Source organism: Micromonospora sp. CA-269861, from assembly GCF_050948505.1.
Taxonomy (GTDB): domain Bacteria; phylum Actinomycetota; class Actinomycetes; order Mycobacteriales; family Micromonosporaceae; genus Micromonospora.
On the sequence record NZ_CP192014.1, the window covers coordinates 3,329,106 to 3,355,432 of the forward strand.

The following is a 26,327-nucleotide window of genomic DNA, read 5'->3' on the forward strand; positions in this document are numbered from 1 at the left end:
CCTTGTTTGTGCAGCGCCGGACGAGGTGCTCACACCCTGCCGCCGTTTCCCCTTGGCGGTTGAGGTGTCCTACCCCCGAAGGAGCTACCCCCATGAACACGATCATGCGTAAGAGCGTGCTGTCTGTTGCTGGTCTCGCGTTCGCCGGTGGTGTCTTCGCCGGCCCGATCGCCGCCCACGCCGCCACTCCGGCCGTGGACGCCAAGCCCGTCGCGGTGGCCGTGCAGTCGGCGGCCCCGAAGCCGCAGGGCGACCAGTCGCACATCAACCTGAACGACGAGCAGACCGGCAACGTGAAGGCGATCATCGCCGCGACGAAGAAGGCCGGCCTGCCCGAGCGCGCCGCGGTGATCTCGATCGCGACGAGCCTGCAGGAGTCGAAGCTGGAGAACCTGGGCCACCTCGGCGACATGAACGATCACGACTCGTTGGGCCTGTTCCAGCAGCGCCCGAGCTCGGGTTGGGGTACGCCGGAGCAGATCACCGATCCTGAGTACTCGACGACCGCGTTTTTGAAGGGCCTGAAGCAGGTTGATGGTTGGCAGGACATGCCGCTGACCGACGCCGCGCAGACGGTGCAGGTGTCGGCGTACCCGGACGCCTACGCCCAGTGGGAGCAGCAGGCCACCGACCTGGTCGCCCAGCACTGGAACAGCTGACCCACACATCCGCACCACCGCAGCACCGCACCACCCGCACGACAGCACCACCGCACAGCACAGCAGCACCGCATAACCCGACCGCTGGCCGGCACCCGCAACCCGGGGTGCCGGCCAGCGGCGTCTCACGTGCCGTGCGGGCGAGCGCATCGGTGCGGTCCGCTGGCCGCGGTTGCCGCGCCGCCGGGTGCTTGGCGGAGGCGTTTGGCACGGTTCGGCGGGTGGTTGCCCGCGAGATCTTGGACAGTTTCCGTTCGCGCGGAACGGAAACTGTCCAAGATCTGCAAGGGCAGGGACGAGGGATCACCTGTCAGTCAGGCGGAGGGCACGGACACAGGCCTCCGCGCCCAGGCCTCCGCGCCCAGGCCGCGGCGCCCAGGCCGCGGCGCCCAGGCCGCGGCGCCCAGGCCGCGGCGCCCAGGCCGCGGCGCCCAGGCCGCGGCGCCCAGGCCGCGGCGCCCAGGCCGCGGCGCCCAGGCCGCGGCGCCCAGGCCGCGGCGCCCAGGCCGCGGCGCCCAGGCCGCGGCGCCCAGGCCGCGGCGCCCAGGCCGCGGCGCCCAGGCCGCGGCGCCCAGGCCGCAGCGCCCAGGCCGCAGCGCAGAGACCGCAGGACGCAGTCCAGACCGCAGACGCCGACCGGAGGCACTTGTCGCGGAGCCTCAACCAGCTCGATGGGTGGCAGCACATGCCGCTGACCACCGCACGTCAGCACAACCGCAGGACAACGTCAGCCGGCCGGCACCCACAACACGGGTGCCGGCCAGCGGCGTACCCGGGTCAGGTCTTGTGGTTGTGAGTGCGCCAAATGTCGATCAGCGCGGCGATCAGTGCGAGCGCGATGATGCCGGTGGCCAGTATGAGGGACTGTTCGAAGGCGCTGGTCCAGTCGCCGCGGCTGTCGGCCAGCTTCGAGAAGAACAGTGACCCGACGGCGGCGATGCCGGCTGCGGCGCCGATCCGTTGACCGGTCTGGAGCATGCCCGCGCCGCTGCCCGCCTGCTCGACTGGCACCTCGGAGAGGGTGATCGTCTGGTTGGGGGCGATCACCAGTCCGCTTCCGATGCCGGCGATGAGCAGAGGACCGGTGGCGACCCAGGGTGCCGGGGAGTTAGGGAAGAGGTGCAGTGCGATCACTGTCGCGGCCAGTCCGACGACCACGGTGAGCAGTCCGATGGCGACAAGTGGTCGGCCGAACCGGTTGACGATGCGACCACCGAGCACGGCGGCGGCCGCCGAGCCCAGGGCGAACGGGGTGATGGCCAGGCCGGCGACGAGGGCGGAGTAGTTGAGACCCATCTGCAGGAACAGGGTGAAGATGAAGAAGATCGCGGTGAAGCCGCCGAAGTAGACGAGCGCCAGGACCGAGCCCAGGGTGTACGACTGGAGGCTGAACAGCCGAAGGTCGAACAGGGGTTGGTGGTGGCGTGCGTACCGTCGCTCCCAGAGCCCGAAGGCGACAAGCACCGCCAGGCCGGCCGGGATGAGCGCCCACTTCCAGGGCGTGCGCCACTGCTGCTCCTGCACCAGCGGCAGCAGGAGCAGGACCACGCCGATGCCGAGCAGCAGGACGCCGACGGGGTCGAGTCGACGCCAGCCGGGTTGACTGGCGGGGCGGCCGGGCAGCAGCCGCCAGCCGAGGATCACCGCGAGGACGCCGACCGGCACGTTGACGAAGAAGACCCAGCGCCAGCCGTGTTCCTCGCCGCCGATGGCGATGAGCAGCCCGCCGAGCAGCGGACCGACGGCGGTGGAGATGCCGATGGTGGCGCCGAGCAGCCCGAACGGGCGGGCACGTTCGGGCCCGCGGAACAGTTGCTGGATCAGCCCGATGACCTGCGGGTTGACGATGCCGGCGGCGGCGCCCTGCAGCAGTCGGGCGATGACCAGCCACGTCGGTGAGGTGGCGAGGCCGGCGAGCGCGCTGGTGATGGTGAACAGTGCGATGCCGAAGACGAACGCGTTGCGCCGACCGCGGGCGTCGCCGAAGCGGCCGGCGGGGACCAGCGCCAGGCCGAAGGTGAGCGCGTACCCGGAGAGGATCCACTGCAGGTCGCTCGACGACGCGTGCAGCGCCCGGTCGATGGACGGCACGGCGACGTTGACGATGCTCACGTCGAGCAGCGTCATGAACGCGGCGACGAGTCCGACGCCGACCGCCTGCCAGCGTCGTCGGTTCTCGGCCGCGCTCACCGGCTGCGGCGTCTGCGCCGCGCTCATCGCGCCCCCCGTCGACCGTCGGTCACGCATGGTTGACCGCTACCCGGGTCTCCGGGGGGCGAACCGTTCCGGCTGGTTCCGCGGGTCACGCCATCTGGCGGGCGCAGAACCGGGGACCGAAGTCGAGGCCCGCCATCGGTGAGTCCTCGCGGTGCAGCAGGCCCTTTTCGGTGAGCAGGTGCAGGGGGCTGCCCACCTGCTCCTCGGTCAGCCCGGATTCCTCGGCGATCAGGTCCGGGTAGGGGACCTGCCCGCGTGCCTCCAGGGTGGTGACCGCCTGGTACACCCGTTGCTCGGCCTCCGACAGTTGCACCTGCTGCATGGTTCCTCCTCTGCTCGTCCGCCACTGCGGTGGCGGTTGCCGTGCGCCGGTTACCCCCTCGGTGCCCGAAGATGCACACCCGATCGGGCGGTCGCGACGGCGGCGGGTCCGGCGGTCGCGCAGGGGCGGTGCCCTAGGCTGCTTTCGTGATCATTTGGGATCTCGTCGTCGTCGGCGCTGGCCCCGCGGGGCTGTCCGCGGCACACGCCGCTGCCCGTGCGGGCCTCTCCACACTTGTCGTCGAGCGCGCCGCGCACCCGCGCTACAAGACCTGCGGCGGTGGCCTGATCGGCACCTCGCTGGCGGCCGTTCAGGGTCGGATCGAGGTGCCCGCCCACGACCGGGTGGACCGCGTGACGTTCACCCGCGACGGCCGTCGGGAGTTCACCCGCCGCAACGACAGTCCGGTGGTGACGATGGTGCGCCGCGAGGAGTTCGACGACCGGCTGCGCGCGGCTGCGGTCGCCGCCGGCGCGCAGGTGCGGGAGCGGGTCGCGGTCCGCGCGATCGAGCAGGATCCCGAGGGGGTACGCCTGCGGCTGGCCGACGGTACGACGATCGCGGCTCGTACCGTGATCGGGGCGGACGGCTCGTCGGGGGTGACCGCCCGGCACGTCGGGGTTCGGTACCGGCAGGTGGATCTGGGTCTGGAGTTGGAGATTCCGGTGCCGCCCGCCGAGCAGGAGCGGTGGCGGGGTCGGCTGCTGCTGGACTGGGGTGCGATGCCGGGCTCGTACGCCTGGGTCTTCCCCAAGGGTGACCGGCTGACCGTCGGTGTGATCGCCGGTCGCGGCGCGGGGGAGGGGACCCGCGACTACCTGCGGCGGTTCGTCGACCGGTTGGGTCTGACCGGTTTGCCGGCGGAGCACGACTCCGGTCACCTGACCCGTTGCCGCGAAGAGGATTCACCGTTGCGCAACGGCCGGGTGCTGGTGGTGGGGGACGCGGCGGGGCTGTTGGAGCCGTGGAGCCGGGAGGGCATCAGCTTCGCGTTGCGCTCCGGCGAGTTGGCCGGAACGGCGGTCGCGGACGGTGACCTGGCCGGGTACGAGCGGGCCGTGGCCGAGCGTCTGCTGCCGGAGATGCGGGCCGGGTTCCGGCTGCTCGACGTGTTCATTCGCCGTCCGGACGTGTTCCACGCCCTGTTGGCGACCCCTCCGGGCTGGCGGATGTTCGTGCAGTTCTGCCAGGGGCGGGCGAGCTTCGACGAGATGCTGCGCCGACGCCCCATCCGGGCCGCCCTCGCGGTGCTCGACAGGTTGTCCCACCCATCGCGGCAGCCCACCACCGCTCACCCAGGATCCTAGGATGCCTTACAGGGTGTGTGCGGGGCTACTGGTGCCGGACAGCCCGGCCGGCGGACAATCGCAGGGGAGCGGAAGGAGGCGCTGATGGACGAGCAGCCGTTCACCGACGACGAGTACGCGTTTCTGCGCCACGCGCGGTTCGGGGAGTTGCCGCCGGCCGTCCGTCCCGACGAGCGGGTGGCCCTGACCGAGACCGACCCCGGGCGCGACCGGCCGGAGGAGTCCGAGGACCCGATCCGCTGGAACGTGCAGGGCTGAGAACGCGCGACGGGCCGCGGGTGTCGCCACCCACGGCCCGTCGACGCTGTGCGATCAGAAGACCGGCACGCCTTCGCGTACGAGGCGCCAGTTGGGCTGGAAGAAATCGGCCGGGTCGATCGTCCCCCGGGCCTGCGCCCAGTCGATGAGCAGCTGACGGATCTCCTGCTGCGCGTTGTAGACCTGGGTCTTCACGATGCCGGGGAAGTTGCCACCGCCGCTGCGCCGGTAGTTGTTCACCGCCACCACGAACTGGGCGTTGTCGGCCACCGGAGTGTCGGTGCCGGCCAGCACCAGGCGGGTGATCCGCTGCCCGACCGGCTTGGAGATGTCGATGTCGTAGTCCAGGCCGGAGAAGACGTCGTAGTTGTAGTCCGGCACGGCCGGGTCGCTGATCTGCTCCGGGTCGACAGGGGCGCCCGGCGCGAGGGTGCGGAAGAACTTCGCCGAGTACTCCAGGTACGCGCGCACCTCGGCCCCGCTGAGCACGACCGCCTCGAGGGTGTTGTCGTACACGTACAGGCCGGCCACGTCGCGGATCTTGACGTCGCCGGCGGGGAAGACGGCGGTACGACTGAACGGCGCCGCGATCGACAGCACCGGCAGGTCCGCGTACGCGGTGCCGGCCAGCGCCGCGCCGACCACCTCGGTCTGCACGTGGTTGATGAAGTCCAGGATCGGCGTGTCCTTGTACCGCGACTCCGCAGCCGACAGCTCCACCGTGGACTTCGCGACGACCTGGTTGACGTACGCCACGGTCTTCTGGTGCTGGGCCCGCACGGCGGCGAGCACCTTCGGGTCCTCGACCACGGTGTTGGTGTTCAGCATGGTGGCGGCCTTCTTGGTGATCGTCCAGCGGCCGCGCTCACGGGCGAGGGTGAAGTCCATCCGGGTGAGCCGCTGGCCCCACTTCGACGGCTCGGAGAGCAGCACCTGCGTGCCGGTGCGCTCGTTGGTGACGAACCGCTCGACGACCTCGTTGTGCGCGTGACCGAAGAGGATCGCGTCGATCCCCGGCACCTGCTGGGCGATCAGCGCCACCGGGTTCTCGTTCGGCAACTCCGGGCCGTAGCTGGAGGTGCCGCTGTCGCCGCCGTGCGCGGAGATCAGCACGAGGTCCGCGCCGCGGGCCCGCATGATCGGCACCCACTTCGCGGCGGTTGCGATCATGTCGTCGAAGCGCAGCTTGCCCTCGACGTTGCCCTTGTCCCAGATGGCCACACCGGGGTTGGTCAGCCCCAGGATGCCGACCCGCAGGGTCGGCGCGGCGAAGCCGAGGGAGACCTTCTTGATGACGTACGGCAGGAAGGCCGGCTTGCCGGTCTTCGCGTTGACGGCGTTCGCGGCCAGCGCCGGGAAGCCGAGCTGACGGATCCACAGGTCCAGCAACGGCAGGCCGTAGTTGAACTCGTGGTTGCCCAGGGTCACCGCGTCGTAGTCGATGACGTTCATCGCCCGCGCCATCGGGTGCTTCTCCCCGGTGGCGGTGATCGGCTCCTGCTTGGCGTAGTACGTGGCCAGCGGCGTGCCCTGGATCGTGTCGCCGGCGTCGAGCACCAGCGTCGCCTTGCCGCGCCGCTCCCGACGGATCTGGTTGATCAGGGTCGCCAGCTTCGCGACGCCGATGTCGTTCTGCTTGCTGTCGTCGTACTCGGCGTCGCGGTAGTAATCCCAGTTGTAGACGTTGCCGTGCGTGTCCGACGTGCCCAGGAGGGTGAGGTCCCAGGTGCGCGGCCGGGCCGCGCCGGCCGCCTGCGCGGGCGCGGCGGCGATCAGCGGGGTGGTCGCCGCGGCCGCCGCGGCGACGAGCACCTGGCGGCGCGACGGGCCGGAGGGAGAGGTCATGACGTGCCTTTCCATGGGGGTGGACGCGCCTCGTGAGCGCCTTGCGCACCATAACCAGCACCTGGCACTCCCGCCACGCCAGCCCCGACCGATGCAGCGGTTTCCACACTCCGACGCAGGGTAGGGCGGTGCAGGACGAGATTTCGCGGGAGAGCCCCCGCTCCCCGCGCGGCGCGAGGAGAAGATCGGTGAGCGAGGACCAGCACACCCAGCAGGACCCGACCAGCCAGTACGGCCAGCAGTCCGGTCAGCCCGCACAGCAGCAGTCGGCGCCCGGCTCGACCGGGGAGATGAGCCCGAGGCCGGACCACGGGGAGGAGTCGTACCGGGGCAGCGGCAAACTCGACGGCAAGCGGGCGCTGATCACCGGCGGTGACTCGGGGATCGGCCGGGCGGTCGCGATCGCCTTCGCCCGGGAGGGCGCGGATGTGCTCATCTCCTACCTCAGCGAGGAAGAGGACGCCGACGCCCGGGAGACCATCCGGCTGGTCGAGTCGGCCGGCCGGCGGGGCGTCGCGGTACGCGGTGACATCACCGACGAGGCGCACTGCCAGGACCTTGTCGACCGGGCGGTACGCGACCTGGGCGGCCTCGACATCCTGGTCAACAACGCGGCGTACCAGATGGCGCAGGACAAGGGGATCCTCGGGATCAGCACCGACCAGTTCGACCGGGTGTTCAAGACCAACCTGTACGCGATGTTCTGGCTCTGCAAAGCCGCCATTCCCCACCTGGCCGAAGGATCGGCGATCATCAACACGGCGTCGATCCAGGCGTTCGACCCGTCGCCGCAACTGCTGGACTACGCCACCACCAAGGCGGGGATCGTCAACTTCACCAAGGCCCTCGCCGTCGACCTGGCCGAACAGGGCATCCGCGTCAACGCGGTCGCACCAGGCCCGGTCTGGACTCCGCTGATCCCGGCCACCATGCCGCAGGAGAAGGTGGAGCAGTTCGGCACCGACACCCCGGAGGGGCGTCCCGGGCAGCCGGCCGAGCTGGCTCCCGCGTACGTCTTCTTCGCCTCGCAGGAGTCCAGCTACGTGACGGGCGAGATCCTCGGGGTCACGGGCGGTCGACCGACCAAGTGATCCGCCGTCCTGTTCGTGCGGCTTGTTCTTGCGGCTCGTCGGTCGGTCTGTTTCGTGCGGCGTGTTTCTTGTGGCCTGTTTCGTGCGGCGTGTTTCATGCGGCCTGGTGGTCAGCGTGGCCAGGCGGCGAAGCGTTGCCGGATCTCGGTGACGTCGGCGGCGGCCAGGCCGTAGCGGCCGAAGCGCTGGTCGGACAGTCGGTCCAGGTAGCGGCCTGCGGCGCGCACGTCGTCCGGATCCAACGCGGGGTCGACCTGCCGTGCCAGCACCAACAGCTCGGTCACGTCGTAGTGGTCGAGGGCCGCCGCCACGTCGATGAAGTCGCGAACCTCCCGCCGGTTGACCAACGCCGCGATCTTGTTGGCCACCAGGTCCCGGACGTCCATGACCGGGCCGAGGTCCATCACCACCGGACTCTGCTGCCGGTCCAGACGGGCAAGGCTGAGCCGGATCTGCCGTCCGTCGCGGCTCACCACGAAGTCCTTCATGTCCTGCTCGTACCCGTCGAACAACTCGGCCAGCTCACTGTCCGGGTCGGCGTCGCTGACGACGAACCCGGCCCGCTCCAGGGCCACGCGCACCCCGGCGGACGCCGCCGCCGCGGCACCCTCCACGTCCGCGAAGAGGTCGACGTCCTCCGTCGGCCGGGCCACCAGCCCGTGCGCCGCCCACGCCACCCCACCACCCAGAACGAATCGGTACGGCCCGGCGGCGGCCAGCGCCACCCGGGCCACCTCCCGGTAGAACTCGTGCAGATGAGGTTCGATCACGCCGCGCGCAGGCCGCGGTGCCGGCTCTCCCACGCCTGGCGTACGCCCCGAGGCAGGTTGAGCAGTCGCCACACCCGACGCAGCGTCCGACCGTTGATCAGTGCGCGCAGATCGTCGGCGCGGGTGGTCTCCCGGAGCACGTTTTCGTACATCCAGAGCAGCTGATCGGGGTCGCCGAGGTCGAAGGTGCGCTCGGCGTTCCACATCAGCCGTACCGGCAGCTCCACCACACCACGGGTGGGGCCGGCCAGCTCGGCGAGCGTCCGCGCCACTACAGCAGGGCGACCCGGGCGGGCCAGAAAAGCCACGCCGGTCACGGTGGGGGAGACGGCCTGCATGGTGTCAGGGTAACGCCCACCAGAGCCGGTGTCGCTCAGGACGATCCCAGCGCGCTGCTCCAGCCGCGCCCGCGCGGCCCCGTTCGGCGCGATTCTTGTCCGGTCTGCGCGATCTGGGGCGATCGGCCGGCCGTGATCGACTCGGGTTTCATGAACTCGGGGTGTCCGGGTGTCTGGGATGCCCCGACTTCCGTGAACCCGAGTGGATCACCCGGGGTGCGGGGCGATTGGGTGTCGTGGCCCGGTGTGGGGTGGGTGGTTTGTCGGGTTGTGGGTGTTGGTGTGTGGTGACCGGGCGCACTCGTGGGCCGGAATCATGGCCGGGCCGGGGTCGTTACATACCCTGACGATCGCAGCACCACCGACCGCCGCCCGGCCCCTGGGGGTTCGGCTGCCGGTCCGGCAGGTGGGAATGCCAGCCACCGCCCGGTCGTTGCAGTCCCCACGACCAACCGCAGGCACCGCCTCGATGTGGGCGCCGGCAGGTGGGCCTCCCCGGAATGACCTAGGCCGCCGGGTCGTTACAAGTCCCCACGAACGACCGCCCGGCCACCGCCTCGATGAGGGTGCCGGCAGGTGGGCCACCCCCGGAATGACCCCGGCCCCCCGGTCGTTACACGTGGACCCGGCGCCACGAGCCCCCGCTCGCAGGCCGCCGACCTTGAAGACTTTCCCCCTTGTTTGTGCAGCGCCGGACGAGGTGCTCACACCCTGCCGCCGTTTCCCCTTGGCGGTTGAGGTGTCCTACCCCCGAAGGAGCTACCCCCATGAACACGATCATGCGTAAGAGCGTGCTGTCTGTTGCTGGTCTCGCGTTCGCCGGTGGTGTCTTCGCCGGCCCGATCGCCGCCCACGCCGCCACTCCGGCCGTGGACGCCAAGCCCGTCGCGGTGGCCGTGCAGTCGGCGGCCCCGAAGCCGCAGGGCGACCAGTCGCACATCAACCTGAACGACGAGCAGACCGGCAACGTGAAGGCGATCATCGCCGCGACGAAGAAGGCCGGCCTGCCCGAGCGCGCCGCGGTGATCTCGATCGCGACGAGCCTGCAGGAGTCGAAGCTGGAGAACCTCGGCCACCTCGGCGACGCCAACGACCACGACTCGTTGGGCCTGTTCCAGCAGCGCCCGTCCAGTGGTTGGGGTACGCCGGAGCAGATCACCGACCCCGCCTACTCCACGACCGCGTTCCTGAAGGGCCTGCGCCAGGTTGACGGGTGGCAGGACATGCCGCTGACCGACGCCGCCCAGACCGTGCAGGTGTCGGCGTACCCGGACGCCTACGCCCAGTGGGAGCAGCAGGCCACCGACCTGGTCGCCCAGCACTGGAACAGCTGACCCACACCAAACCAGCACCACAGCACCACAGCACCCGCACGCCAGCATCACCGCACCACCGCAGCACCGCAGCACCGCACGTCAGCACCACCGCAGCACAGCGCCACTCGCACGTCAGCGCCACCGCACGACACTGACCGCTGGCCGGCACCCGCAACCCCCGGGGTGCCGGCCAGCGGCGTCTCCCGTGCCGTGCGGGCGAGCGCATCGGTGCGGTCCGCTGGCCGCGGTTGCCGCGCCGCCGGGTGCTTGGCGGGGGCGTTTGGCACGGTCCGCGGGTGGTTGCCCGCAGATCTTGGACAGTTTCCGTTCGCGCGGAACGGAAACTGTCCAAGATCTCGTGGTGCGTGGCCGAAGCGGGGCGCGATGGCGGGCGTCGCGGTCGTCAAGCGACCCGCGAAACAGCGATGGGATCCGACGGTGGAACCGCCGACGGTGCGGCAAGGCAAGGCGGTGCGGCAAGGCGGTGCGGCAAGGCGGTGCGGCAGGGCAATGCGATAGGGCAATGCGGCAGGGCAACGCGGCAAGGCGGTTGCGGCCGTCGGCCGCCCGCCCTGGCCAGCGGTGTGGCGGGACATGTCTCAGATGCAGCGTGCCGATGCCCGGTCCCACCGTGATCGTTCCACGGTGGGACCGCCGACCGACCCGACCGGCGGTGCGATCGGATAGGCGGTGCGATCGGATGGGTGCGGCGGGCGCGGCGGGGTGTGGGAACAACGTCGGGGCGGGGCTGGTTGTGGACAGTGTCGGTGTGACTCAGTGTCCCCGGGCCTCACCTAATATCGCCCTCGCGGAATACCGTTCGGCTGGAGCCGCGTCGTGCCACTCGCCGAGAGGCGACCTGCACACCGACACCAGCGCCGCCCCCGGCCCACAAGGCCGGGGGCGGCGCTGTCTGTATCCCGGGTTCGCGAACCTGTCTCAGTTGACCTATGTTCAGGGGGTCGCTCGCGTGGGAGGGGGTGTCGGGGATGGGTCTGCGGACCTTTATCGAGGGTTGGCCGGTCTACCGCCAGCTCACCGGCACGGACCCGCTGGGCCGGGGTGCCGCGGCGAAGTCTGACGGGTCCCGCGCGCTCACCGCCCGTACCGGTACCGCCGATTCGGTGGCCCGGTCGGTCTGCCCGTACTGCGCTGTGGGTTGTGGTCAGCGGGTGTTCGTGAAGGACGGGCAGGTCAGTCAGATCGAGGGTGATCCGGACAGCCCGATCTCGCGGGGTCGGCTCTGCCCAAAGGGCTCGGCGAGCAAGAGCCTGGTCACCAGTCCGCTGCGGCAGACGAAGGTCCGCTACCGCCGGCCGTACTCGACGCAGTGGGAGGATCTGGAGCTCGACACCGCGCTCGACATGATCGCCGACCGGATCCTCGCCGCCCGCGAGCAGACCTGGGAGGACGTCGACACGCAGGGCCGGCCGCTCAACCGGACGCTGGGTATCTCCAGTCTGGGTGGGGCGACGCTGGACAACGAGGAGAACTACCTCATCAAGAAGTTGTTCACCGCGATGGGGGCGCTCCAGATCGAGAACCAGGCCCGTATTTGACACTCCGCCACCGTCCCCGGTCTGGGGGCCAGCTTCGGTCGTGGCGGTGCGACGGATTTCCAGCAGGACATCGCCAATGCTGACGTGATCGTCATCCAGGGTTCGAACATGGCCGAGGCACACCCGGTGGGCTTCCAGTGGGTGATGGAGGCCAAGCGCCGGGGGGCGAAGGTCTTCCACGTCGACCCACGGTTCACGCGCACGAGTGCGGTCGCTGACGCGTACCTGCCGATCCGGGCTGGCACGGACATCGCGTTGCTCGGTGGGGTGGTGCGTTACATCCTGGACAACGACCTGGACTTCCGGGAGTACGTGCTCGCGTACACCAACGCGGCGACGATTGTCAGCGAGGAGTTCAGCGACACCGAGGACGGCGACGGGTTCTTCTCCGGCTTCGACCCGGAGACCGGCACCTACGTGCAGGACAGCTGGCAGTACGAGGGGCATGAGGGCTCGTCGGGCAGTGGGCACACCGCCCAGGAGCGGGACAGCGCCGCGGGCTTGGCGCACGAGTCGCACGGCGCGCAGGTGGGTGGGCAGACCCGGCGGGACGAGACGTTGCAGCATCCGCGCTGCGTCTACCAGATCCTGAAGCGACACTTCGCCCGCTACACCCCGGAGATGGTGGAGCGGGTCTGCGGCATTTCGCAGGCGCAGTTCCTGGAGTTGGCGCGGGCGTGGACGGCGAACTCCGGCCGGGACCGCACCGGGATGCTGATCTACTCGGTGGGGTGGACGCAGCACAGCGTGGGTGTGCAGTACATCCGTACCGGCGCGATCATCCAGCTGTTGCTGGGCAACATGGGCCGCCCGGGTGGCGGGGTGATGGCCCTGCGCGGACACGCGAGCATCCAGGGCTCGACCGACATCCCGACGCTGTTCAACCTGTTGCCCGGCTACCTGCCGATGCCGCACCACGCCGAGCACCCAACGTTCGACGAGTGGGTGGACAGCATCCGGCACCCGGGGCAGAAGGGGTTCTGGGGCAACGCGCGATCGTTCGCGGCCAGCCTGCTCAAGGCGTACTGGGGTGACGCCGCGACTGCGGAGAACGACTTCTGCTACGGCTATCTGCCCCGGCTGACCGGTGATCACGGCACGTACCAGCAGGTGCTCAACATGATCGACGGGAAGATCAAGGGGTACTTCCTGCTGGGGCAGAACCCGGCGGTCGGGTCGGCGCACGGTCGGGCCCAGCGGCTCGGCATGGCGAACCTCGACTGGTTGGTGGTCCGGGACCTGTTCATGATCGAGAGTGCGACGTTCTGGCAGAACGGCCCCGAGGTCGCCACCGGGGAGATCGTGCCGGAGGAGTGCCGCACGGAGGTGTTCTTCCTGCCCGCCGCCTCCCACGTGGAGAAGGAGGGCACGTTCACCCAGACGCAACGCCTGTTGCAGTGGCGGGAGAAGGCTGTCGAGCCGCCGGGCGACGCCCGCTCCGAGCTGTGGTTCTTTTATCACCTGGGCCGCAAACTGCGGGAGAAGCTGGCCGACTCGCCGCTGCCGCGCGACCGGGCGTTGCTCGACCTCACCTGGGACTACCCGACGCACGGTCCGCACGCGGAGCCGAGCGCCGAGGCGGTGCTGCGCGAGATCAACGGGTACGACGTGGCCACCGGCCGCCCGCTGTCCGGTTTCGCCGAGGCCCGCGCTGACGGCTCCACCGCGATCGGTTGTTGGATCTACAGCGGGGTGTACGCGGGCGGGGTGAACCAGGCGGCCCGGCGCGTGTCCCGGCACGAGCAGGACTGGGTGGCCGCCGAGTGGGGTTGGGCGTGGCCGGCGAATCGGCGGATCCTCTACAACCGTGCGTCCGCGGACCCGGACGGCAACCCGTGGAGTGAGCGCAAGCGTTACGTGTGGTGGGACGCGGAGAAGGCCGAGTGGACCGGTTACGACGTGCCGGACTTCGAGAAGACCAAGCCACCGTCGTACCGGCCGCCGCCTGGCGCGTCCGGGCCGGAGGGCATCGCGGGCGACGACCCGTTCGTCATGCAGGGCGACGGCAAGGGTTGGCTGTACGCGCCCAGTGGTGTCCTGGACGGCCCGCTGCCGACGCACTACGAGCCGGTGGAGTCGCCGGTGCGTAACCCGCTCTACGGTCAGCAGGCCAACCCGACCCGCAAGATGTACGCGCATCCGGTGAACTCGGTGAACCCGAGCCCGCCGCAGGAGCACGCTCAGGTGTTCCCGTACGTGTTCACTGTCAGCCGGCTCACCGAGCACCACACCGCAGGTGGGATGAGCCGGACCGTGTCGCCGCTGGCCGAGCTGCAACCGGAGATGTTCGTCGAAGTGTCACCGGCCCTGGCCGGCGAGGTCGGGCTGACGCATCTGGGCTGGGCGCACCTGGTCAGCGGCCGCGCGGTGATCGAGGCGAAGGTGCTGGTCACCGACCGGCTCACCCCGTTGCGGGTGGACGGTCGGATCATCCACCAGGTGTGGTTGCCGTACCACTTCGGTTTCGAGGGTCTGGTGACCGGTGACTCGGCCAACGACCTGTTCGGCATCAGCCTGGACCCGAACGTCCTGATCCAGGAGAGCAAGGTCGGCACCTGCGACGTGCGGCCGGGCCGCCGTCCCACCGGGCCGGCGTTGCTCGACCTGGTGGCCGACTACCAGCGATGTGCCGGGATCACCCCGGGCCAGCACGCTCCGGCCGTGACCACCGACAGCGAGGAGAAGGAGCACGGTGCTTCCTGACCCGAACAGCCTGTACGGTCCGCTGGACCCGGCGCCGGAGGCCGGTTATGAGGACGCGCCGCCGAGGATGGGGTTCTTCACCGACACCAGCGTCTGCATCGGTTGTAAGGCCTGTGAGGTGGCCTGCAAGGAGTGGAACGGTGTGCCGGAGAGTGGTCTGGACCTGCTCGGCATGTCGTACGACAACACCGGGGCGTTGACCGCGAACTCGTGGCGACACGTCGCGTTCATCGAGCAGCCGCGACCGGCCGGGCATGGCGCCTCACCTTCGGACGTGCTGGGTGCGCCGGTCGACGCCGGCCCGGACCAGCCGGTCGGCTCGGGCCCGCAGTTCCTCGGAATGCCGGGGGCGCAGCCGCCGGGGCGGGGGTCCGGTGCGGAGGGTCGCACTGATTTTCGGTGGTTGATGATGTCGGACGTTTGTAAGCACTGCACGCATGCGGCGTGTCTGGATGTGTGTCCGACGGGTTCGTTGTTCCGTACGGAGTTCGGCACTGTGGTGGTGCAGGAGGACATCTGCAATGGGTGTGGGTACTGCATTTCGGCGTGTCCGTACGGGGTGATTGATCAGCGTAAGGACGATGGTCGGGCGTGGAAGTGCACGTTGTGCTACGACCGGTTGGGTGCGGGGATGACGCCGGCGTGTGCGCAGGCGTGCCCGACCGAGTCGATCCAGTACGGGCCCCTCGACGAACTGCGCGAACGCGCCGCCGCCCGGGTCGAGACGCTGCACGACCGGGGCGTCCCCGAGGCGCGACTGTACGGGCACGACCCGAACGACGGCGTCGGTGGTGACGGTGCGTTCTTCCTGCTCCTCGACGAGCCGGAGGTGTACGGGCTGCCGCCCGACCCGGTCGTGACCACCCGCGACCTGCCTAAGATGTGGAAACGTGCCGGCCTCGCCGCGCTCGCCATGGCGGCGGCGACCGTCGCCGCGTTCGTCGGAGGTTCCTCATGACCCCACCGGGCCCCGTGGGCGACCGGTTCCGTCGCTTCCGGGAGCGTCTCGCCGCCGAGGGCAGCGACCGACCCCCGGTAGGCGACGAGCGGCCCAGCGGCGAAGCGTCCGGTCGGCGGGGCAGGCGGCGCGGCGGCGGCGAGGAACTGCGGGTGCCGGAGGCCGAGTTCACGTCGTACTACGGTCGGCCGATTCTCAAGGGGCCCGTCTGGAAGTGGGACATCGCGGCGTACCTGTTCACCGGTGGGTTGGCCGCCGGCTCGTCGCTGCTCGCCGCGGGTGGGCAGCTCACCGGGCGGCCCGCACTGCGGCGCGCCGGTCGGGTCACCGCGTTGGCCGCCGTCAGCGCCAGCGCCGTCTTCCTGGTCAGGGACCTGGGCCGCCCGGCGCGGTTCCACCACATGCTCCGGGTGGCCAAGCCGACCTCACCGATGTCGATGGGCACCTGGATCCTCACCGCGTACGGGCCGGCGGCGGGCGTCGCCGCGATCGCCGAGGCCGCCGGTGTGCTGCCCCGGCACGGTCTGCTCGGGCTGGCCGGCCGGGCGTTGCCGCCGATCGGGCACGCCGCCGGGCTGATCGCGGCCGGCACCGCGCCGGCGCTGGCCACGTACACCGGGGTGTTGCTGGCCGACACGGCGGTGCCGTCGTGGCACGAGGCGTACCCCGAGCTGCCGGTGATCTTCGCGGGCAGCGCGCTGGCCAGCGGCGCCGGCGTCGGTCTGCTCGCCGCGCCGCCGGCCCAGGCCGGGCCGGCCCGCCGGATGGCGGTGGCCGGCGCGGCCCTGGAGCTGTACGGCACGCATCGGGTGGAGACCCGCCTCGGCCTGCTCAGCGAGCCCTACCGGTTGGGCCGGCCGGGTCGGTTGCTGCGCGCCGCGCGGCTGCTGACCGTCGGCGGGGTGGCGGGCGCTCTGCTGGGCCGGCGCAGCCGGGTGGTCGGTGCGCTCTCCGGTACCGCGCTGCTGGCCGCGTCGGTGCTGACCCGGTTCGGCATCTTCTACGGCGGCGTCGCCTCGGCCCGGGACCCCCGGTACACGGTGGTGCCGCAACGCGAACGGGTCGAAGCGCGGCGAAGCGGCATGGATCTTCCATCTGATCGGGCGGCCCCGCCCTCGGTGTGATCGAATGTCCGGTGGAGGCGTTCAGGCGGCTGGTGCCCCTCCCGGTCTTCAAAACCGGAGTGGTCCGGGACCCGGGCCAGGCGGGTTCGATTCCCGTCCGTCTCCGCCACACCGCTTGCAGGAGATGACGTGATGGGCGACGGCCCGGTGGACCCGCGACGCCGGGTACCCCGTACGGACACGCTGCTCGCCGACCCGGTGCTGGTCGCCGCCACCGCGACCCTCGGCCGGGAGCAGGTCAAGGCGGTCGTCTCCCGCGCGCAGGACCGCGCCCGCCGCGGTGAGCTCCACCCCGACGAGGTACGCGACGCGGCGGTCGCCGCGTTGCCCACGCCCGGCCCCGGGTGGTGCTCAACGCCACAGGCGTGGTGCTGCACACCAACCTGGGCCGGGCGCCGTTGTCGTCCGCCGCGGTCGCCGCGGTGGTGGCCGCCGCCGGGCACACCGACGTCGAGTTGGACCTGACCACCGGCCGGCGGGCCCGACGCGGCCGGGGCGCGCTCGACGCGCTGGCCGCCGCCGTGCCCGACGCGGGCGCCGTGCACGTGGTCAACAACGGCGCCGCCGCGCTGGTGCTGGCCGCCACCGCGTTGGCCGCCGGCCGGGAGATCGTGGTCAGCCGGGGCGAGCTGGTCGAGATCGGCGACGGATTCCGCCTGCCTGACCTGCTGGAGAGCACCGGCGCGCGGCTGCGCGAGGTGGGCACCACCAACCGCACCACACTCGCCGACTACGCCGCCGTCATCGGTCCGCAGACCGGCTTCGTGCTGAAGGTGCACCCGTCGAACTTCCGGGTCACCGGCTTCACCTCCGCCACCGGGGTACGGCAACTGGCCACGCTCGGGGTGCCGGTGGTCGTGGACATCGGCTCCGGGCTGCTCGGCGCGGACCCGCTGCTGCCCGACGAACCGGACGCGGCCAGCACCCTGCGCGCGGGCGCCGCCCTGGTCACCGCCAGCGGCGACAAGCTGCTCGGTGGGCCGCAGGCGGGGCTGCTGCTGGGTGACGTCGAGCTGATCGACCGGCTGCGTCGCCACCCGCTGGCCCGGGCACTGCGGGTGGACAAGCTCACCCTGGCCGCGCTGGCCGCCACCCTGCACCGACCGGACACCCCGACCCGGGTGGCGCTGCACGCCGATGCGGGTGCCCTGCACGAACGGGTGGAGCGGCTGCGCGACCGGCTCGGCGCCGACGGCCGCAAGGCGGAGGTGGTGCCGGCCGTCGCGGTCGTCGGCGGGGGCGGCGCCCCGGGGTGGAGCTGGACTCGTGGGCGTTGAGCCTGCCCGAGCGGTACGCGGCGCCGCTGCGCACCGGAGACCCGCCGATCCTCGGCCGGGTGGTGCGCGGCCGGCTCCTGCTCGACCTGCGCTGCGTGCCGGCCGACGCCGACGAGGCGGTCCGCACGGCCGTGCTGCGCGTACCCGGGGACGACTGAACGTGTTCGTCGTCGCGACCGCCGGGCACGTCGACCACGGCAAGTCGACACTGGTCCGGGCGCTGACCGGGATGGAACCCGACAGGTGGGCCGAGGAACGCCGCCGGGGGATGACCATCGACCTGGGTTTCGCGTGGACGACGCTGCCGTCCGGCGGCACTGTCGCCTTCGTCGACGTACCCGGGCACGAGCGGTTCGTGCCGAACATGCTCGCCGGGGTCGGCCCGGTCCCGGCGGCGCTGATCGTGGTGGCCGCCGACGAGGGCTGGATGCCGCAGTCCGCCGAGCACCTGGCCGCGCTCGACGCGCTCGGTGTCGCGTACGGCCTGCTGGCGGTGACCCGCGCGGACCTGGCCGATCCGGGGCCGGCGACGGAACGTGCCCGCGCCGAGATCGCCGCGACCAGCCTCGGCGCGGTGCCGGCGGTGGCGGTCAGCGGGCTGACCGGCGTCGGCCTGCCGGAGCTGCGGGCAGCCCTGGACCGGCTCGCCGCGCAGCTGCCCGCGCCGGTCGTGGACGAACCGGTCCGGCTCTGGGTGGACCGCAGCTTCACCGTGCGGGGCAGTGGCACTGTCGTCACCGGCACCCTCGGCGCCGGCCGGCTGCGGGTGGGCGACGAACTGGAGCTGGCCGGCGCGGACGAACCGGTCCGGGTCCGTGGCCTGCACTCCCTGGGCGAGGCCCGGCCGGAGGCGGCGGCGGTCGCCCGGGTGGCGGTCAACCTGCGCGGCACGCCCCGCGACCGGCTCGGCCGGGGCGACGCGTTGCTCACCCCGGGCCGGTTTCACCACACCGATCTGGTCGACGTCCGGCTCGCCGGCGACCCGGCCGCCGACCTGCCGGCCACCCTCACCCTGCATGTCGGGTCGGCGGCGGTGCCGGTGCGGGTGCGTCCGCTCGGCCCGGACACCGTCCGGCTGCGGCTGGCCCGCCCGCTGCCGTTGCTGGTGGGTGACCGGGCGCTGCTGCGGGATCCGGGCCGCCACCACGTCAGCGGCGGGGTGCGGGTGCTGGACGTGGCGCCCCCACCGCTGGCCCGACGGGGTGCGGCCGCCGCCCGCGCCCAGCTCCTCGCCGAGCTGGACGGTCGACCCGACCTGGCGGGGGAGCTGCGCCGTCGCCGGCTGATCCGGGCCGGCGCGTTGATCCGGATGGGTGTGCCAGCGCACGCCGAACCGGTCGCCGGTGACTGGCTGGCCGACCCCGCGCACTGGCGGCGGCTCGGCGAGCAGGTGACCGAGGAGGTCGCCCGCCACGCACGGGAGCACCCGTTGGAGCCGGGGATGCCCGTGGACGCGCTGCGTCAGCGCCTGGCCCTGCCCGATCGGGTGCTTGTCGAGGCGCTGGTCCGGCCGCCGCTGCGGATCCACGCCGGGCGGGTCGGGGCGGCGAGCGCCGACGCGCTGCCCGAACCGGTGGCCCGGGCCGTGCAGCGGGTCCGCGCCGAGTACGGCGACCGGCCGTTCCGGGCCCCGAGGCGGACCGCCTCGTCGACCTCGGGCTGGGGCCCCGGGAGATCGGCGCCGCGGTGCGGGCCGGTGCTCTGCTGCGGCTGGCCGACAACGTGGTGCTGCTGCCGCACGCGCTCGACGACGCGGTCCGGGTGTTGGCCGGGCTGCCGCAGCCGTTCACCCTGTCCGCGGCCCGGCAGGCGTTGGACACCACCCGCCGGGTGGCGGTGCCCCTGTTGGAGCTGCTGGACCGGCGGGGCGCGACCCGGCGGCTGCCCGACGACGCCCGGATCGTCGTCACCTGAGCACCGGGGCGCGGCTGCACCACGGCGGTTGCTGGGCCAACCGGCACCGGCGTCGGCGACGGTCACCTACGGTGACGCCATGGACCCTTCGGCGGTCTGGCGGGACCGGCAGCACCGGTGGCGGATCGAGGCGTACCGTGCGCCGGACCTGCGCTTCGCCATCTACGCCACCAACGGCCCCACCGAGTCCGTGCCGCTGTGGCTGTTCGGGATGTCGGCGCTGGCCCGGTGGCTGATGACCCACGCCATCTCGCTGGACGACCTGGAGGTCGACTGAGTGGGGGCGCGGGCGCAAACCGGGCCCGCGCTGTGCCCCGCTGCGGTTGAGTGACCTCAGACGGCGGACGGGGGTACGCAATGGGCGGTCAGCTCGGGCAGTTGGCGTTGGTGGCCGTGCTGGTGCTCGTCAACGCGGCGCTTTCCGGTAGCGAGATGGCGTTGGTGACCCTGCGCGAGGGGCAGTTGCGGCGGTTGGGTCGGCGCAGCCGCGCCGGCGACCGGTTGGTGCGGTTGTCCCGCGACCCGAACCGCTACCTGGCCACGATCCAGCTCGGCATCACCCTGGCGGGGTTCCTCGCCTCGGCGGCGGCCGCGGTGTCGTTGGCGGGCCCGCTGGTCGGCCCGCTGGGTTTCCTCGGCGGGGCGGCGCGTCCCGCCGCGGTGCTGCTGGTGACCGTGCTGCTGACGTTCGTCACGCTGGTGCTCGGTGAGTTGGCCCCGAAGCGGCTGGCCATGCAGCGGGCCGAGCGGTGGGCGTTGCTGAGCGCCGGCCCGCTGGATCTGCTGGCCCGGGTGTCCCGCCCGGCGGTGTGGCTGCTGAGCCGGGCCACCGACGCGATCGTGCGGCTCGCCGGTGGTGACCCGCGGGCCAACCGGGAGGAGATGACCGAGGAGGAGTTGCGCGAGATGCTGGCCAGCCAGCGCGGTCTGTCGGCCCAGCAGCGGGAGATCCTGACCGGCGCGTTCGACATCGCCGGTCGGACACTGCGGGAGATCCTGGTGGCCCGGCGGGAGGTGACCACGTTGCCGGCCAGCCTGGCCGCCGACGAGGGGGTTCGGCGGTTGGCCGCCGCCGGGCGGTCCCGCGCCCCCGTCACCGGTCCGGGCGGCCTGGACGAGGTGCTCGGGGTGGTGCACATCCGCGACCTGGTGCGGGCCGGCACCACCCCGGTGGGTGAGCGGGTCCGCGCGCCGCTGCTGCTGCCGGTGACCCTGCCGGTCGCCGACGCGATGCGTCAGTTGCGGCAGGAGCATCAGCAACTGGCCCTGGTCGTCGACGAGCACGGGGGTATCGACGGCATGGTCACCATGGAGGATCTGCTGGCCGAGGTGGTCGGCGAGTTGTACGACGAGACCGACCGTGACGTGCAGGGGGTCATCCGGGAACCGGACGGGTCCCTGCTGGTGCCCGGTGACTTCCCGCTGCACGACCTGCCCGACCTGGGGGTGCGGCTGAGCTTTCCGTTGTCCCGGGACTACACGACGGTGGCTGGTCTGGTGCTGGCCCGGCTGCGGCACCTGCCGGACGGGCCGGGTGAGACGGTGCGGCTGCCCGGGTTGACCCTGCAGGTGGTGGAGGTCGCCGACCGGGCGGTGCGCCGGGTGCGGCTGTGCGGGTTCGTCGCCGAGCGCTGACCATCACCCAGAAGAATGACAAAAGGCGCAAATCGCCGCGTCGGTGACCGCGACCCGCCTACGGTGCCAGACGTGAAGGACCGAGGGTTGCGTACGTTCGTCACGGTGCTGGCCGGTCTCGCGGTGATCTACTTCGGCAGCGCCGGCCGCAGCCCCGAGGAGGGCCGTGGCATCTCCGGCGGGGTGGTGGTCCTGGCGTTGCTCGCCGCGTTGCTGGTGTGGCACTTGACCCGTCCGGGGGACAAGACGGTCAAGTGAGCGCCTCAGCGGGCGGCGACGCGGGTGACCTCACCGGCGGACTCCTCACCCAGCGCCACCCGTACCAGAGCTGAGGCGAGCCGGCCGAAGTCCGGTTCGTCGACGAGACCGGCGAGCCGGTCCGGAGACCCGGGCAGACCCAGCCGTTTCGCCCCGGCCAGGGCCCGACGGTCGGCGTACGGGCGCACGTCCGACCAGACCGCCTGCGCCTCGCGCAGGTAGATGTCCGCGCCGGTGGGGCCGATGCCGGGGAACTCGGTGAGGCGTCGTCGCAGCCCGGCGGGGTCGCCCTGGGCGTCCCGGTGCAGGCGTCGCAGGTCGCCGTGCCAGCGGTCCAGGCACAGCCGGGCGCCGGTGCCGAGCATGGTGGCGGTCCGCTCGTCGTAGCGGCGGTAGTGGCCCCGGCCCAGCGCGTCGACGCGGTCCTGCCAGCTGGCCGCCTCCATGGCCTGGGGGGTGCGGTAGCCGGCGGCGAACAGCTCCCGCGCGGCGTCCACCGCCACGCACGCCCGGATCCGGGTGCTCAGCAGCGTGGTCAGCACCAGCAGCTGGTAGAGCGGCCCGGGCCGGTCGGAGAGCCGGATGCCGGCCTCCTCGGCGTACGTGCGGCCACGCCTGTCGAGCAGCACCCGCACCACACTTCGGTCATTGCCCACCCCGACGGCTTACCCACTTGCGGACCCGCTAGCCGTCGCACCGGTGGCCGCTGTCGGAATGCCACCGGGGCGGGCGGGTATGCCGGCGGTGGAGGCGGTCGATGCCGCCTGCCGTACCGGAGGGAGACACCCCGTGACGAACCCGCAGCAGCCGGAGTTGCGCCGCAACGCGCTGGGCGCGACCAGTCAGGACAACAAGGGCCCCGCCTCGGGTGGGCACCCGGCCAACCGTGGCACGTCGCGCGGCGACGAGGGTCGACCGGTCCCCAGGGGGCAGGTGTCGCCGTACGGCCCGGCCGGTGAGCCGGTGGCCGAGGACGACAGCGACACCCGCTGACCGGTGAGCTAGCGACCGCGACCTGGCGGCCGTCGCAACCTGTTCCAGGTGACGGCGGCCGCCAGACCGTACGCGAGGTGCGGAATGATGTCGGAGATCCAGTCGGAGCGCCGCCACGTCCGCGGGTCACTGATCCCGAGCACGGTGATCGACCCGTCGGTCATGGTCATGACGCCCGCGCCGAGCAGGCCGGTGGCCACCGGCAACGGCTGACGTCGACCACCGGCGTAGAGCGCGAACCCGACACCCGCGGCGATGCCCAGCCCGTAACCGATCAGAGGCCCCAGGCCCGAGCGGCGGTTGGCCGCCCGGGCCCCGTTGCCCAGGCCCACGTGCGCGATCCCGGCCAGCCGGTCCACGGTCTCCTGTGGGACGTCGCTCTCCGGCCGCCCCCGCAACGCCATGTCGAGGTAGCTGACCACGTTCAGTGCGGTGCTGCCGACGGCGCCCGCGATCGCGCCGTCGGCCACGTCGACAGTCCTCACTTCGGGTCGCCCGGTTCGCGCTCGCTCTTCGGGCCGTACGTCCGGTCGCCGCGCACCACGCCTCGTTGGCCGCGATCCTCCTGGAGGATCCGGTTGGCGACCTCGTTGGCCTTGCCGTCGGGCACTCGGCGTCCGGAGTCGTCGATTGCGTTGCGCAACCGTGCCCGCTGCTTGTCGTACGCGTTACTGCCCGGCCGTGGTCCTGGCATCTGTGCCTCCTTCGTCGGTCTGGGCACCTGGTGCTGCCCACCGTCCGCTGGGCGTACCGCGGCCGTCTACCCGTCTGGAGGCGGACCAACCCCGGCGGGCTAGTGGGGCGCGCGGACCACGACGACCGGGCACTGCGCGTGGTGCAGCATCGACTGGCTCACCGACCCCAGCAGCAGCCCGGTCACCTCGCCGCGCCCGCGCCCACCGACGACCGCCAGCTGGGCGGAGCGGGACGCCTCGGCGAGCACACTGCCGGGTCGACCGTGTACCACCCGGCAGGTCAACCGCAGACCCTGGTGCTCCTCGGTGAGCCCGGTCAGCCACCCGGCGAGCATCCGCTCCTGCTCGCCGCGCAGCTTCGCCTCGTCGTACACCAGGGGTTGCATGTCGCCCGGTCCGCTGCTGCCGGGGTGGCGGTAGGCGTGCACCGCCACCAGCGGCACGCCGAGCGAGACGGCGGTCTCGGCGGCGAAGTCCGCCGCCCGCCGGGAGGCCTCCGAACCGTCCACCGCGACAAGCACCGGCTCGTCGGGCCGTTGCGTGCCGCGCGCGACAAGCACCGGGCAGTCGGCGTACGCGGCGACCTGCACCGCGACCGAGCCGACCACCAGCGCGGAGAACCCACCCAACCCGCGGTCGCCGAGCACGATGAGCGCGGCGGTGGGGGACTCGCCCACCAGCACCGCGGCGGCCTCACCGTCGATGATCTCGCCGGAGATCGACAACCCGGGCACCGTCGCCTCGGCCTCGCGCACCGCGGCCTCGACGAGTTCCTCGGCCCGGTGGCGCAGCCCGCCGCCGGGTGGCGCGTCCGGGGCGGGCGAGACTGGTACGTGCAGCAGCGGCCAGATGAAGCCGTGCACGACCCGCAGTGGTCGGTGCCGGCGTGCCGCCTCGGTGGCGGCGAGGCGTACGGCGCGCAGCGCCGACTCCGAGCCGTCGACGCCGACCACCACCGCCGCGTTGTTCGCCGAGTTCACCGCCCACCTCCGCTCGCGGCCAGTATCGCGGTCCCGGACGCCCCCGCGCCGCGATACCGCTGAGCGCGTCCCGGTCGGTACGCTGGCGACGACCGGGGAGGGAGCGCCGCCGATGGGTGAACCAGACCAGCCGAGCACCGCTCGCATGATCGACTTCTGGCTCGGTGGGCAGCACCACTTCCCCGTGGACGTGGCCGCCGCGAGCGCGTTCGAGCAGGCGTACGGGCCGTGCGCCCCGGTCTTCCGGGAGCTGCGGGCGTTTCTGGGCCGGGCGGTGCGGGCCATGGCCGCCCACGGCGTGGACGGGTTCCTGGTGTTCGGCGCCGGGGTGCCGACAATGGGCAACGTGCATGAGGTCGCCACCGACGCCACGGTGCTCTACACCGACGTCGACCCGGTCACCATCCGACTCGGACAGAGCATCCTCGCCGGCAGCGACCGGGCCGGCTACGGCTTCGGCGACGCGACCGACATCGGCACCGTCGACCCGGCGCAGTTGCACCGCTTCGTGCCGGGGTGGGGTCGGCGGCCGGTCGGGGTGGTCTTCCTCGGGTTGGCCGCGTTCCTCGACGACGCCACGCTGACCCGCACGCTCGACGAGCTGTACGCTGCCGCGGCGCCGGGCAGCCTGCTCGCGGTGGACTTCGACACCGAGGAGTTGGCCGCTCATCCGCAGGCACTGGCCATGATGGGCCCGCAGTTCCGGATGCGTCCACCGGCGGCGTTCGCGCCCCTGCTCGGTCGGTGGGCGCCGACGGCGGACGGGATCGTCCCGGTCGCGGAGTGGCGGCCGGAAGGCCCGCCGGCGCTGGTGCCCGACGCGTTCCACGGTGTGCTCGCGACCCGCGCGGGTGACTGACCGCGCCGATCGTCGGCCCGGAGGCGTCCGTATGATGCTTGCCCTATAGCAAGCTTCTGGGGAGGACGACGATGGTAGACGCGCCGGACGTGGTGTCGCGCGCGTTGCGCGAGGCCCCGCCCGACCAGTTGGCCGAGGCGGCGGACCGGGCGATCCGGTCGGCGATGGGCGCGCTGCGCACCGACGTCTTCGTCGCCGACTACCGGATCAGCGGCCTCTGGCCGGTGCTGGACCCGGACCTGCCGGCAGGCGGGTTCCTGGCCTGCCACACCATGGCTCAGCGCTGCTTCAGCAGCCAGCAACCGGTACGCGACGGTGCGGGCGCCTGCCGGCTCTACCTGCCGTTGACGGTGTGGGGGGAGCGGCTGGGCGTGCTGATGATCGAGCTTCCGACCGTGCCGAACGCGGCGGTCACCGGTTGGGCGACGGACGTCGCCGGAGTTCTGGCGGTGGCGATGCGCGCGGCGGACCGGGAGACCGACCGTTACCGGCGGGCCCGGCGGCGGGAGCGACTGACGATGGCCGCCGAGATGCAGTGGGACCTGCTGCCCGGTCGCGGTGTGGCGCACCACGCGTTCGACCTGGCCGGTCAGCTCGAACCGGCGTACACGGTGGGTGGTGACCACTTCGACTGGTCGTTGGACGGCGACCGTCTCACCGTGACGGTGCTCAACGGCGAGGGCAGTGGGCTGGCCGCGTCCCTGTTGACCGCCGTCACTGTCAACGCGATGCGCAACGCGCGTCGCTCCGGTGGTGGCCTCGTGGAACAGGCCGAGCTGGCCTCGGACACGGTCTTCTACCAACACCGCGGCGCCCGGTACGTGGCCACCCTGCTGCTCGAGGTGGACACTCGCGTCGGTCGGGTGCGGGCGGTCGACGCGGGCTCCCCCCACCTGTTGCGGATGCGCGGGTCCACGGTCGAGCCGATGAAACTGGATCAGCAGCTTCCGCTGGGCATGTTCGCCGAGACCCGGTACGAGCTTCAGGAACTGCAACTCGCGCCCGGTGACCGGCTCTTCGTGGTCAGTGACGGGGTGTGGGCCGCCGAGCCGGCGGGCCAGGAGCCGTACGGGCAGCGGGTGATGGCTCGGTCCCTGCGCGCCACGCGGCTGCAGCCACCGGCCGAGGCGGTTGGTACGGTGATGCGCGAACTGCACGCCTATCACGCGGATTCCGATCTGCGCGACGACGCCGTCGTGGTCTGTCTGGATTGGCATGGTCCACGTGAACGGGGCACGGGGTGAGATTC

The 26,327-nt window shown here is 72.0% G+C and carries 23 protein-coding genes, 1 tRNA gene and 2 pseudogenes; 17 read left to right on the forward strand and 9 right to left on the reverse strand.

Annotated elements, in window-relative coordinates; all coding sequences use genetic code 11:
• Positions 1–92 precede the first annotated feature (92 nt).
• Positions 93–659, forward strand: coding sequence for a hypothetical protein (locus ACQP0U_RS15420; protein ID WP_433320018.1), 567 nt, complete (start codon positions 93–95; stop codon positions 657–659).
• Between the two features lie 777 nt (positions 660–1,436).
• Here ACQP0U_RS15420 and ACQP0U_RS15425 read toward each other — a convergent pair.
• Together ACQP0U_RS15425 and ACQP0U_RS15430 are read right to left on the reverse strand one after the other, a co-directional pair.
• Entirely contained in the window at positions 1,437–2,876 is a 1,440-nt protein-coding gene (locus tag ACQP0U_RS15425) for an MFS transporter (protein ID WP_433320021.1), read from the reverse strand.
• Positions 2,877–2,961: 85 nt separating this feature from the next.
• Positions 2,962–3,198, reverse strand: a complete 237-nt coding sequence (locus ACQP0U_RS15430) for a hypothetical protein (RefSeq protein ID WP_030491902.1) — start codon at positions 3,196–3,198, stop codon at positions 2,962–2,964.
• Between the two features lie 146 nt (positions 3,199–3,344).
• Between ACQP0U_RS15430 and ACQP0U_RS15435 the strand changes: the two genes are divergently transcribed.
• Positions 3,345–4,505, forward strand: coding sequence for a geranylgeranyl reductase family protein (locus tag ACQP0U_RS15435; RefSeq protein WP_433320024.1), 1,161 nt, complete (start codon positions 3,345–3,347; stop codon positions 4,503–4,505).
• Positions 4,506–4,589: 84 nt separating this feature from the next.
• Positions 4,590–4,763: a hypothetical protein gene (locus ACQP0U_RS15440; protein WP_196926721.1), complete on the forward strand. Its 174-nt coding sequence runs from the start codon at positions 4,590–4,592 to the stop codon at positions 4,761–4,763.
• Between the two features lie 54 nt (positions 4,764–4,817).
• Here the strand turns inward: ACQP0U_RS15440 and ACQP0U_RS15445 are convergent, their stop codons facing one another.
• Complete coding sequence (locus tag ACQP0U_RS15445) at positions 4,818–6,608, reverse strand: bifunctional metallophosphatase/5'-nucleotidase (RefSeq protein ID WP_433320029.1); 1,791 nt, start codon at positions 6,606–6,608, stop codon at positions 4,818–4,820.
• 188 nt (positions 6,609–6,796) lie between these two features.
• Here ACQP0U_RS15445 and ACQP0U_RS15450 point away from each other — a divergent pair, with 188 nt between their 5' ends.
• Entirely contained in the window at positions 6,797–7,699 is a 903-nt protein-coding gene (locus ACQP0U_RS15450) for an SDR family oxidoreductase (protein WP_433320032.1), read from the forward strand.
• A gap of 110 nt (positions 7,700–7,809) precedes the next feature.
• Here the strand turns inward: ACQP0U_RS15450 and ACQP0U_RS15455 are convergent, their stop codons facing one another.
• Positions 7,810–8,469, reverse strand: a complete 660-nt coding sequence (locus ACQP0U_RS15455; RefSeq protein WP_433320035.1) for a nucleotidyl transferase AbiEii/AbiGii toxin family protein — start codon at positions 8,467–8,469, stop codon at positions 7,810–7,812.
• Entirely contained in the window at positions 8,466–8,807 is a 342-nt protein-coding gene (locus tag ACQP0U_RS15460) for a hypothetical protein (RefSeq protein WP_433320038.1), read from the reverse strand. The genes ACQP0U_RS15455 and ACQP0U_RS15460 overlap by 4 nt, the downstream gene beginning before the upstream one ends.
• 767 nt (positions 8,808–9,574) lie before the next feature.
• Between ACQP0U_RS15460 and ACQP0U_RS15465 the strand changes: the two genes are divergently transcribed.
• The 10 genes and pseudogenes from ACQP0U_RS15465 to ACQP0U_RS15510 all read left to right on the forward strand — a co-directional run bounded on the left by ACQP0U_RS15465 (position 9,575) and on the right by ACQP0U_RS15510 (position 21,551).
• Entirely contained in the window at positions 9,575–10,141 is a 567-nt protein-coding gene (locus ACQP0U_RS15465) for a hypothetical protein (protein WP_433320041.1), read from the forward strand.
• 971 nt (positions 10,142–11,112) lie between these two features.
• A complete protein-coding gene (gene fdh / locus ACQP0U_RS15470) occupies positions 11,113–14,385 on the forward strand; it encodes a formate dehydrogenase (protein ID WP_433320044.1) in 3,273 nt (1,090 codons plus the stop codon).
• Positions 14,375–15,343 (forward strand): 4Fe-4S dicluster domain-containing protein, encoded by a 969-nt coding sequence (locus tag ACQP0U_RS15475; RefSeq protein ID WP_433320047.1) that lies wholly within the window; start codon positions 14,375–14,377, stop codon positions 15,341–15,343. The genes fdh and ACQP0U_RS15475 overlap by 11 nt, the downstream gene beginning before the upstream one ends.
• The gene (gene nrfD / locus ACQP0U_RS15480) at positions 15,340–16,467 is read left to right on the forward strand and encodes an NrfD/PsrC family molybdoenzyme membrane anchor subunit (protein WP_433320050.1); all 1,128 of its coding nucleotides are present in this window, start codon (positions 15,340–15,342) and stop codon (positions 16,465–16,467) included. The genes ACQP0U_RS15475 and nrfD overlap by 4 nt, the downstream gene beginning before the upstream one ends.
• Before the next feature lie 13 nt (positions 16,468–16,480).
• Positions 16,481–16,576: transfer RNA gene (locus ACQP0U_RS15485), tRNA-Sec, on the forward strand.
• Positions 16,577–16,599: 23 nt separating this feature from the next.
• A pseudogene (selA, locus tag ACQP0U_RS15490) lies at positions 16,600–17,902 on the forward strand (L-seryl-tRNA(Sec) selenium transferase).
• Positions 17,903–17,904: 2 nt separating this feature from the next.
• Positions 17,905–19,658 (forward strand): annotated as a pseudogene (gene selB / locus ACQP0U_RS15495) (selenocysteine-specific translation elongation factor).
• Between the two features lie 79 nt (positions 19,659–19,737).
• Positions 19,738–19,935, forward strand: a complete 198-nt coding sequence (locus ACQP0U_RS15500) for a hypothetical protein (protein WP_030327722.1) — start codon at positions 19,738–19,740, stop codon at positions 19,933–19,935.
• 80 nt (positions 19,936–20,015) lie between these two features.
• On the forward strand, positions 20,016–21,293 hold the full coding sequence (locus ACQP0U_RS15505) for a hemolysin family protein (RefSeq protein ID WP_433320053.1): 1,278 nt from the start codon (positions 20,016–20,018) through the stop codon (positions 21,291–21,293).
• 72 nt (positions 21,294–21,365) lie between these two features.
• A complete protein-coding gene (locus ACQP0U_RS15510) occupies positions 21,366–21,551 on the forward strand; it encodes a hypothetical protein (protein WP_036410487.1) in 186 nt (61 codons plus the stop codon).
• Between the two features lie 5 nt (positions 21,552–21,556).
• On the opposite strand, the gene ACQP0U_RS15515 is transcribed toward ACQP0U_RS15510, so the two are convergent.
• Complete coding sequence (locus ACQP0U_RS15515) at positions 21,557–22,207, reverse strand: hypothetical protein (protein WP_433320056.1); 651 nt, start codon at positions 22,205–22,207, stop codon at positions 21,557–21,559.
• A gap of 133 nt (positions 22,208–22,340) precedes the next feature.
• Here ACQP0U_RS15515 and ACQP0U_RS15520 point away from each other — a divergent pair, with 133 nt between their 5' ends.
• Positions 22,341–22,544, forward strand: coding sequence for a hypothetical protein (locus ACQP0U_RS15520; protein ID WP_433320059.1), 204 nt, complete (start codon positions 22,341–22,343; stop codon positions 22,542–22,544).
• Positions 22,545–22,552: 8 nt separating this feature from the next.
• On the opposite strand, the gene ACQP0U_RS15525 is transcribed toward ACQP0U_RS15520, so the two are convergent.
• The 3 genes from ACQP0U_RS15525 to ACQP0U_RS15535 form a co-directional block, all read right to left on the reverse strand.
• Positions 22,553–23,029, reverse strand: coding sequence for a hypothetical protein (locus ACQP0U_RS15525; RefSeq protein WP_433320062.1), 477 nt, complete (start codon positions 23,027–23,029; stop codon positions 22,553–22,555).
• A complete protein-coding gene (locus ACQP0U_RS15530; RefSeq protein ID WP_433320065.1) occupies positions 23,026–23,238 on the reverse strand; it encodes a phosphatidylethanolamine-binding protein in 213 nt (70 codons plus the stop codon). The genes ACQP0U_RS15525 and ACQP0U_RS15530 overlap by 4 nt, the downstream gene beginning before the upstream one ends.
• A 99-nt stretch (positions 23,239–23,337) precedes the next feature.
• Positions 23,338–24,219, reverse strand: a complete 882-nt coding sequence (locus tag ACQP0U_RS15535; RefSeq protein WP_433320068.1) for a universal stress protein — start codon at positions 24,217–24,219, stop codon at positions 23,338–23,340.
• 112 nt (positions 24,220–24,331) lie between these two features.
• Here ACQP0U_RS15535 and ACQP0U_RS15540 point away from each other — a divergent pair, with 112 nt between their 5' ends.
• Together ACQP0U_RS15540 and ACQP0U_RS15545 are read left to right on the forward strand one after the other, a co-directional pair.
• Complete coding sequence (locus ACQP0U_RS15540) at positions 24,332–25,078, forward strand: SAM-dependent methyltransferase (protein WP_433320071.1); 747 nt, start codon at positions 24,332–24,334, stop codon at positions 25,076–25,078.
• Positions 25,079–25,149: 71 nt separating this feature from the next.
• The gene (locus ACQP0U_RS15545; RefSeq protein WP_433320074.1) at positions 25,150–26,322 is read left to right on the forward strand and encodes a PP2C family protein-serine/threonine phosphatase; all 1,173 of its coding nucleotides are present in this window, start codon (positions 25,150–25,152) and stop codon (positions 26,320–26,322) included.
• Positions 26,323–26,327: the final 5 nt, after the last annotated feature.

Excerpts from the sequence above, each read along its gene's own strand:
- ACQP0U_RS15420 (WP_433320018.1), top strand. The coding sequence starts at position 93 with ATGAACACGATCATGCGTAAGAGCGTGCTGTCTGTTGCTGGTCTCGCG.
- ACQP0U_RS15425 (WP_433320021.1), bottom strand. The coding sequence starts at position 2,876 with ATGAGCGCGGCGCAGACGCCGCAGCCGGTGAGCGCGGCCGAGAACCGA.
- ACQP0U_RS15430 (WP_030491902.1), bottom strand. The coding sequence starts at position 3,198 with ATGCAGCAGGTGCAACTGTCGGAGGCCGAGCAACGGGTGTACCAGGCG.
- ACQP0U_RS15440 (WP_196926721.1), top strand. The coding sequence starts at position 4,590 with ATGGACGAGCAGCCGTTCACCGACGACGAGTACGCGTTTCTGCGCCAC.
- ACQP0U_RS15445 (WP_433320029.1), bottom strand. The coding sequence starts at position 6,608 with ATGACCTCTCCCTCCGGCCCGTCGCGCCGCCAGGTGCTCGTCGCCGCG.
- ACQP0U_RS15460 (WP_433320038.1), bottom strand. The coding sequence starts at position 8,807 with ATGCAGGCCGTCTCCCCCACCGTGACCGGCGTGGCTTTTCTGGCCCGC.
- ACQP0U_RS15465 (WP_433320041.1), top strand. The coding sequence starts at position 9,575 with ATGAACACGATCATGCGTAAGAGCGTGCTGTCTGTTGCTGGTCTCGCG.
- nrfD (WP_433320050.1), top strand. The coding sequence starts at position 15,340 with ATGACCCCACCGGGCCCCGTGGGCGACCGGTTCCGTCGCTTCCGGGAG.
- ACQP0U_RS15500 (WP_030327722.1), top strand. The coding sequence starts at position 19,738 with ATGGACCCTTCGGCGGTCTGGCGGGACCGGCAGCACCGGTGGCGGATC.
- ACQP0U_RS15505 (WP_433320053.1), top strand. The coding sequence starts at position 20,016 with ATGGGCGGTCAGCTCGGGCAGTTGGCGTTGGTGGCCGTGCTGGTGCTC.
- ACQP0U_RS15530 (WP_433320065.1), bottom strand. The coding sequence starts at position 23,238 with ATGCCAGGACCACGGCCGGGCAGTAACGCGTACGACAAGCAGCGGGCA.
- ACQP0U_RS15540 (WP_433320071.1), top strand. The coding sequence starts at position 24,332 with ATGGGTGAACCAGACCAGCCGAGCACCGCTCGCATGATCGACTTCTGG.
- ACQP0U_RS15545 (WP_433320074.1), top strand. The coding sequence starts at position 25,150 with ATGGTAGACGCGCCGGACGTGGTGTCGCGCGCGTTGCGCGAGGCCCCG.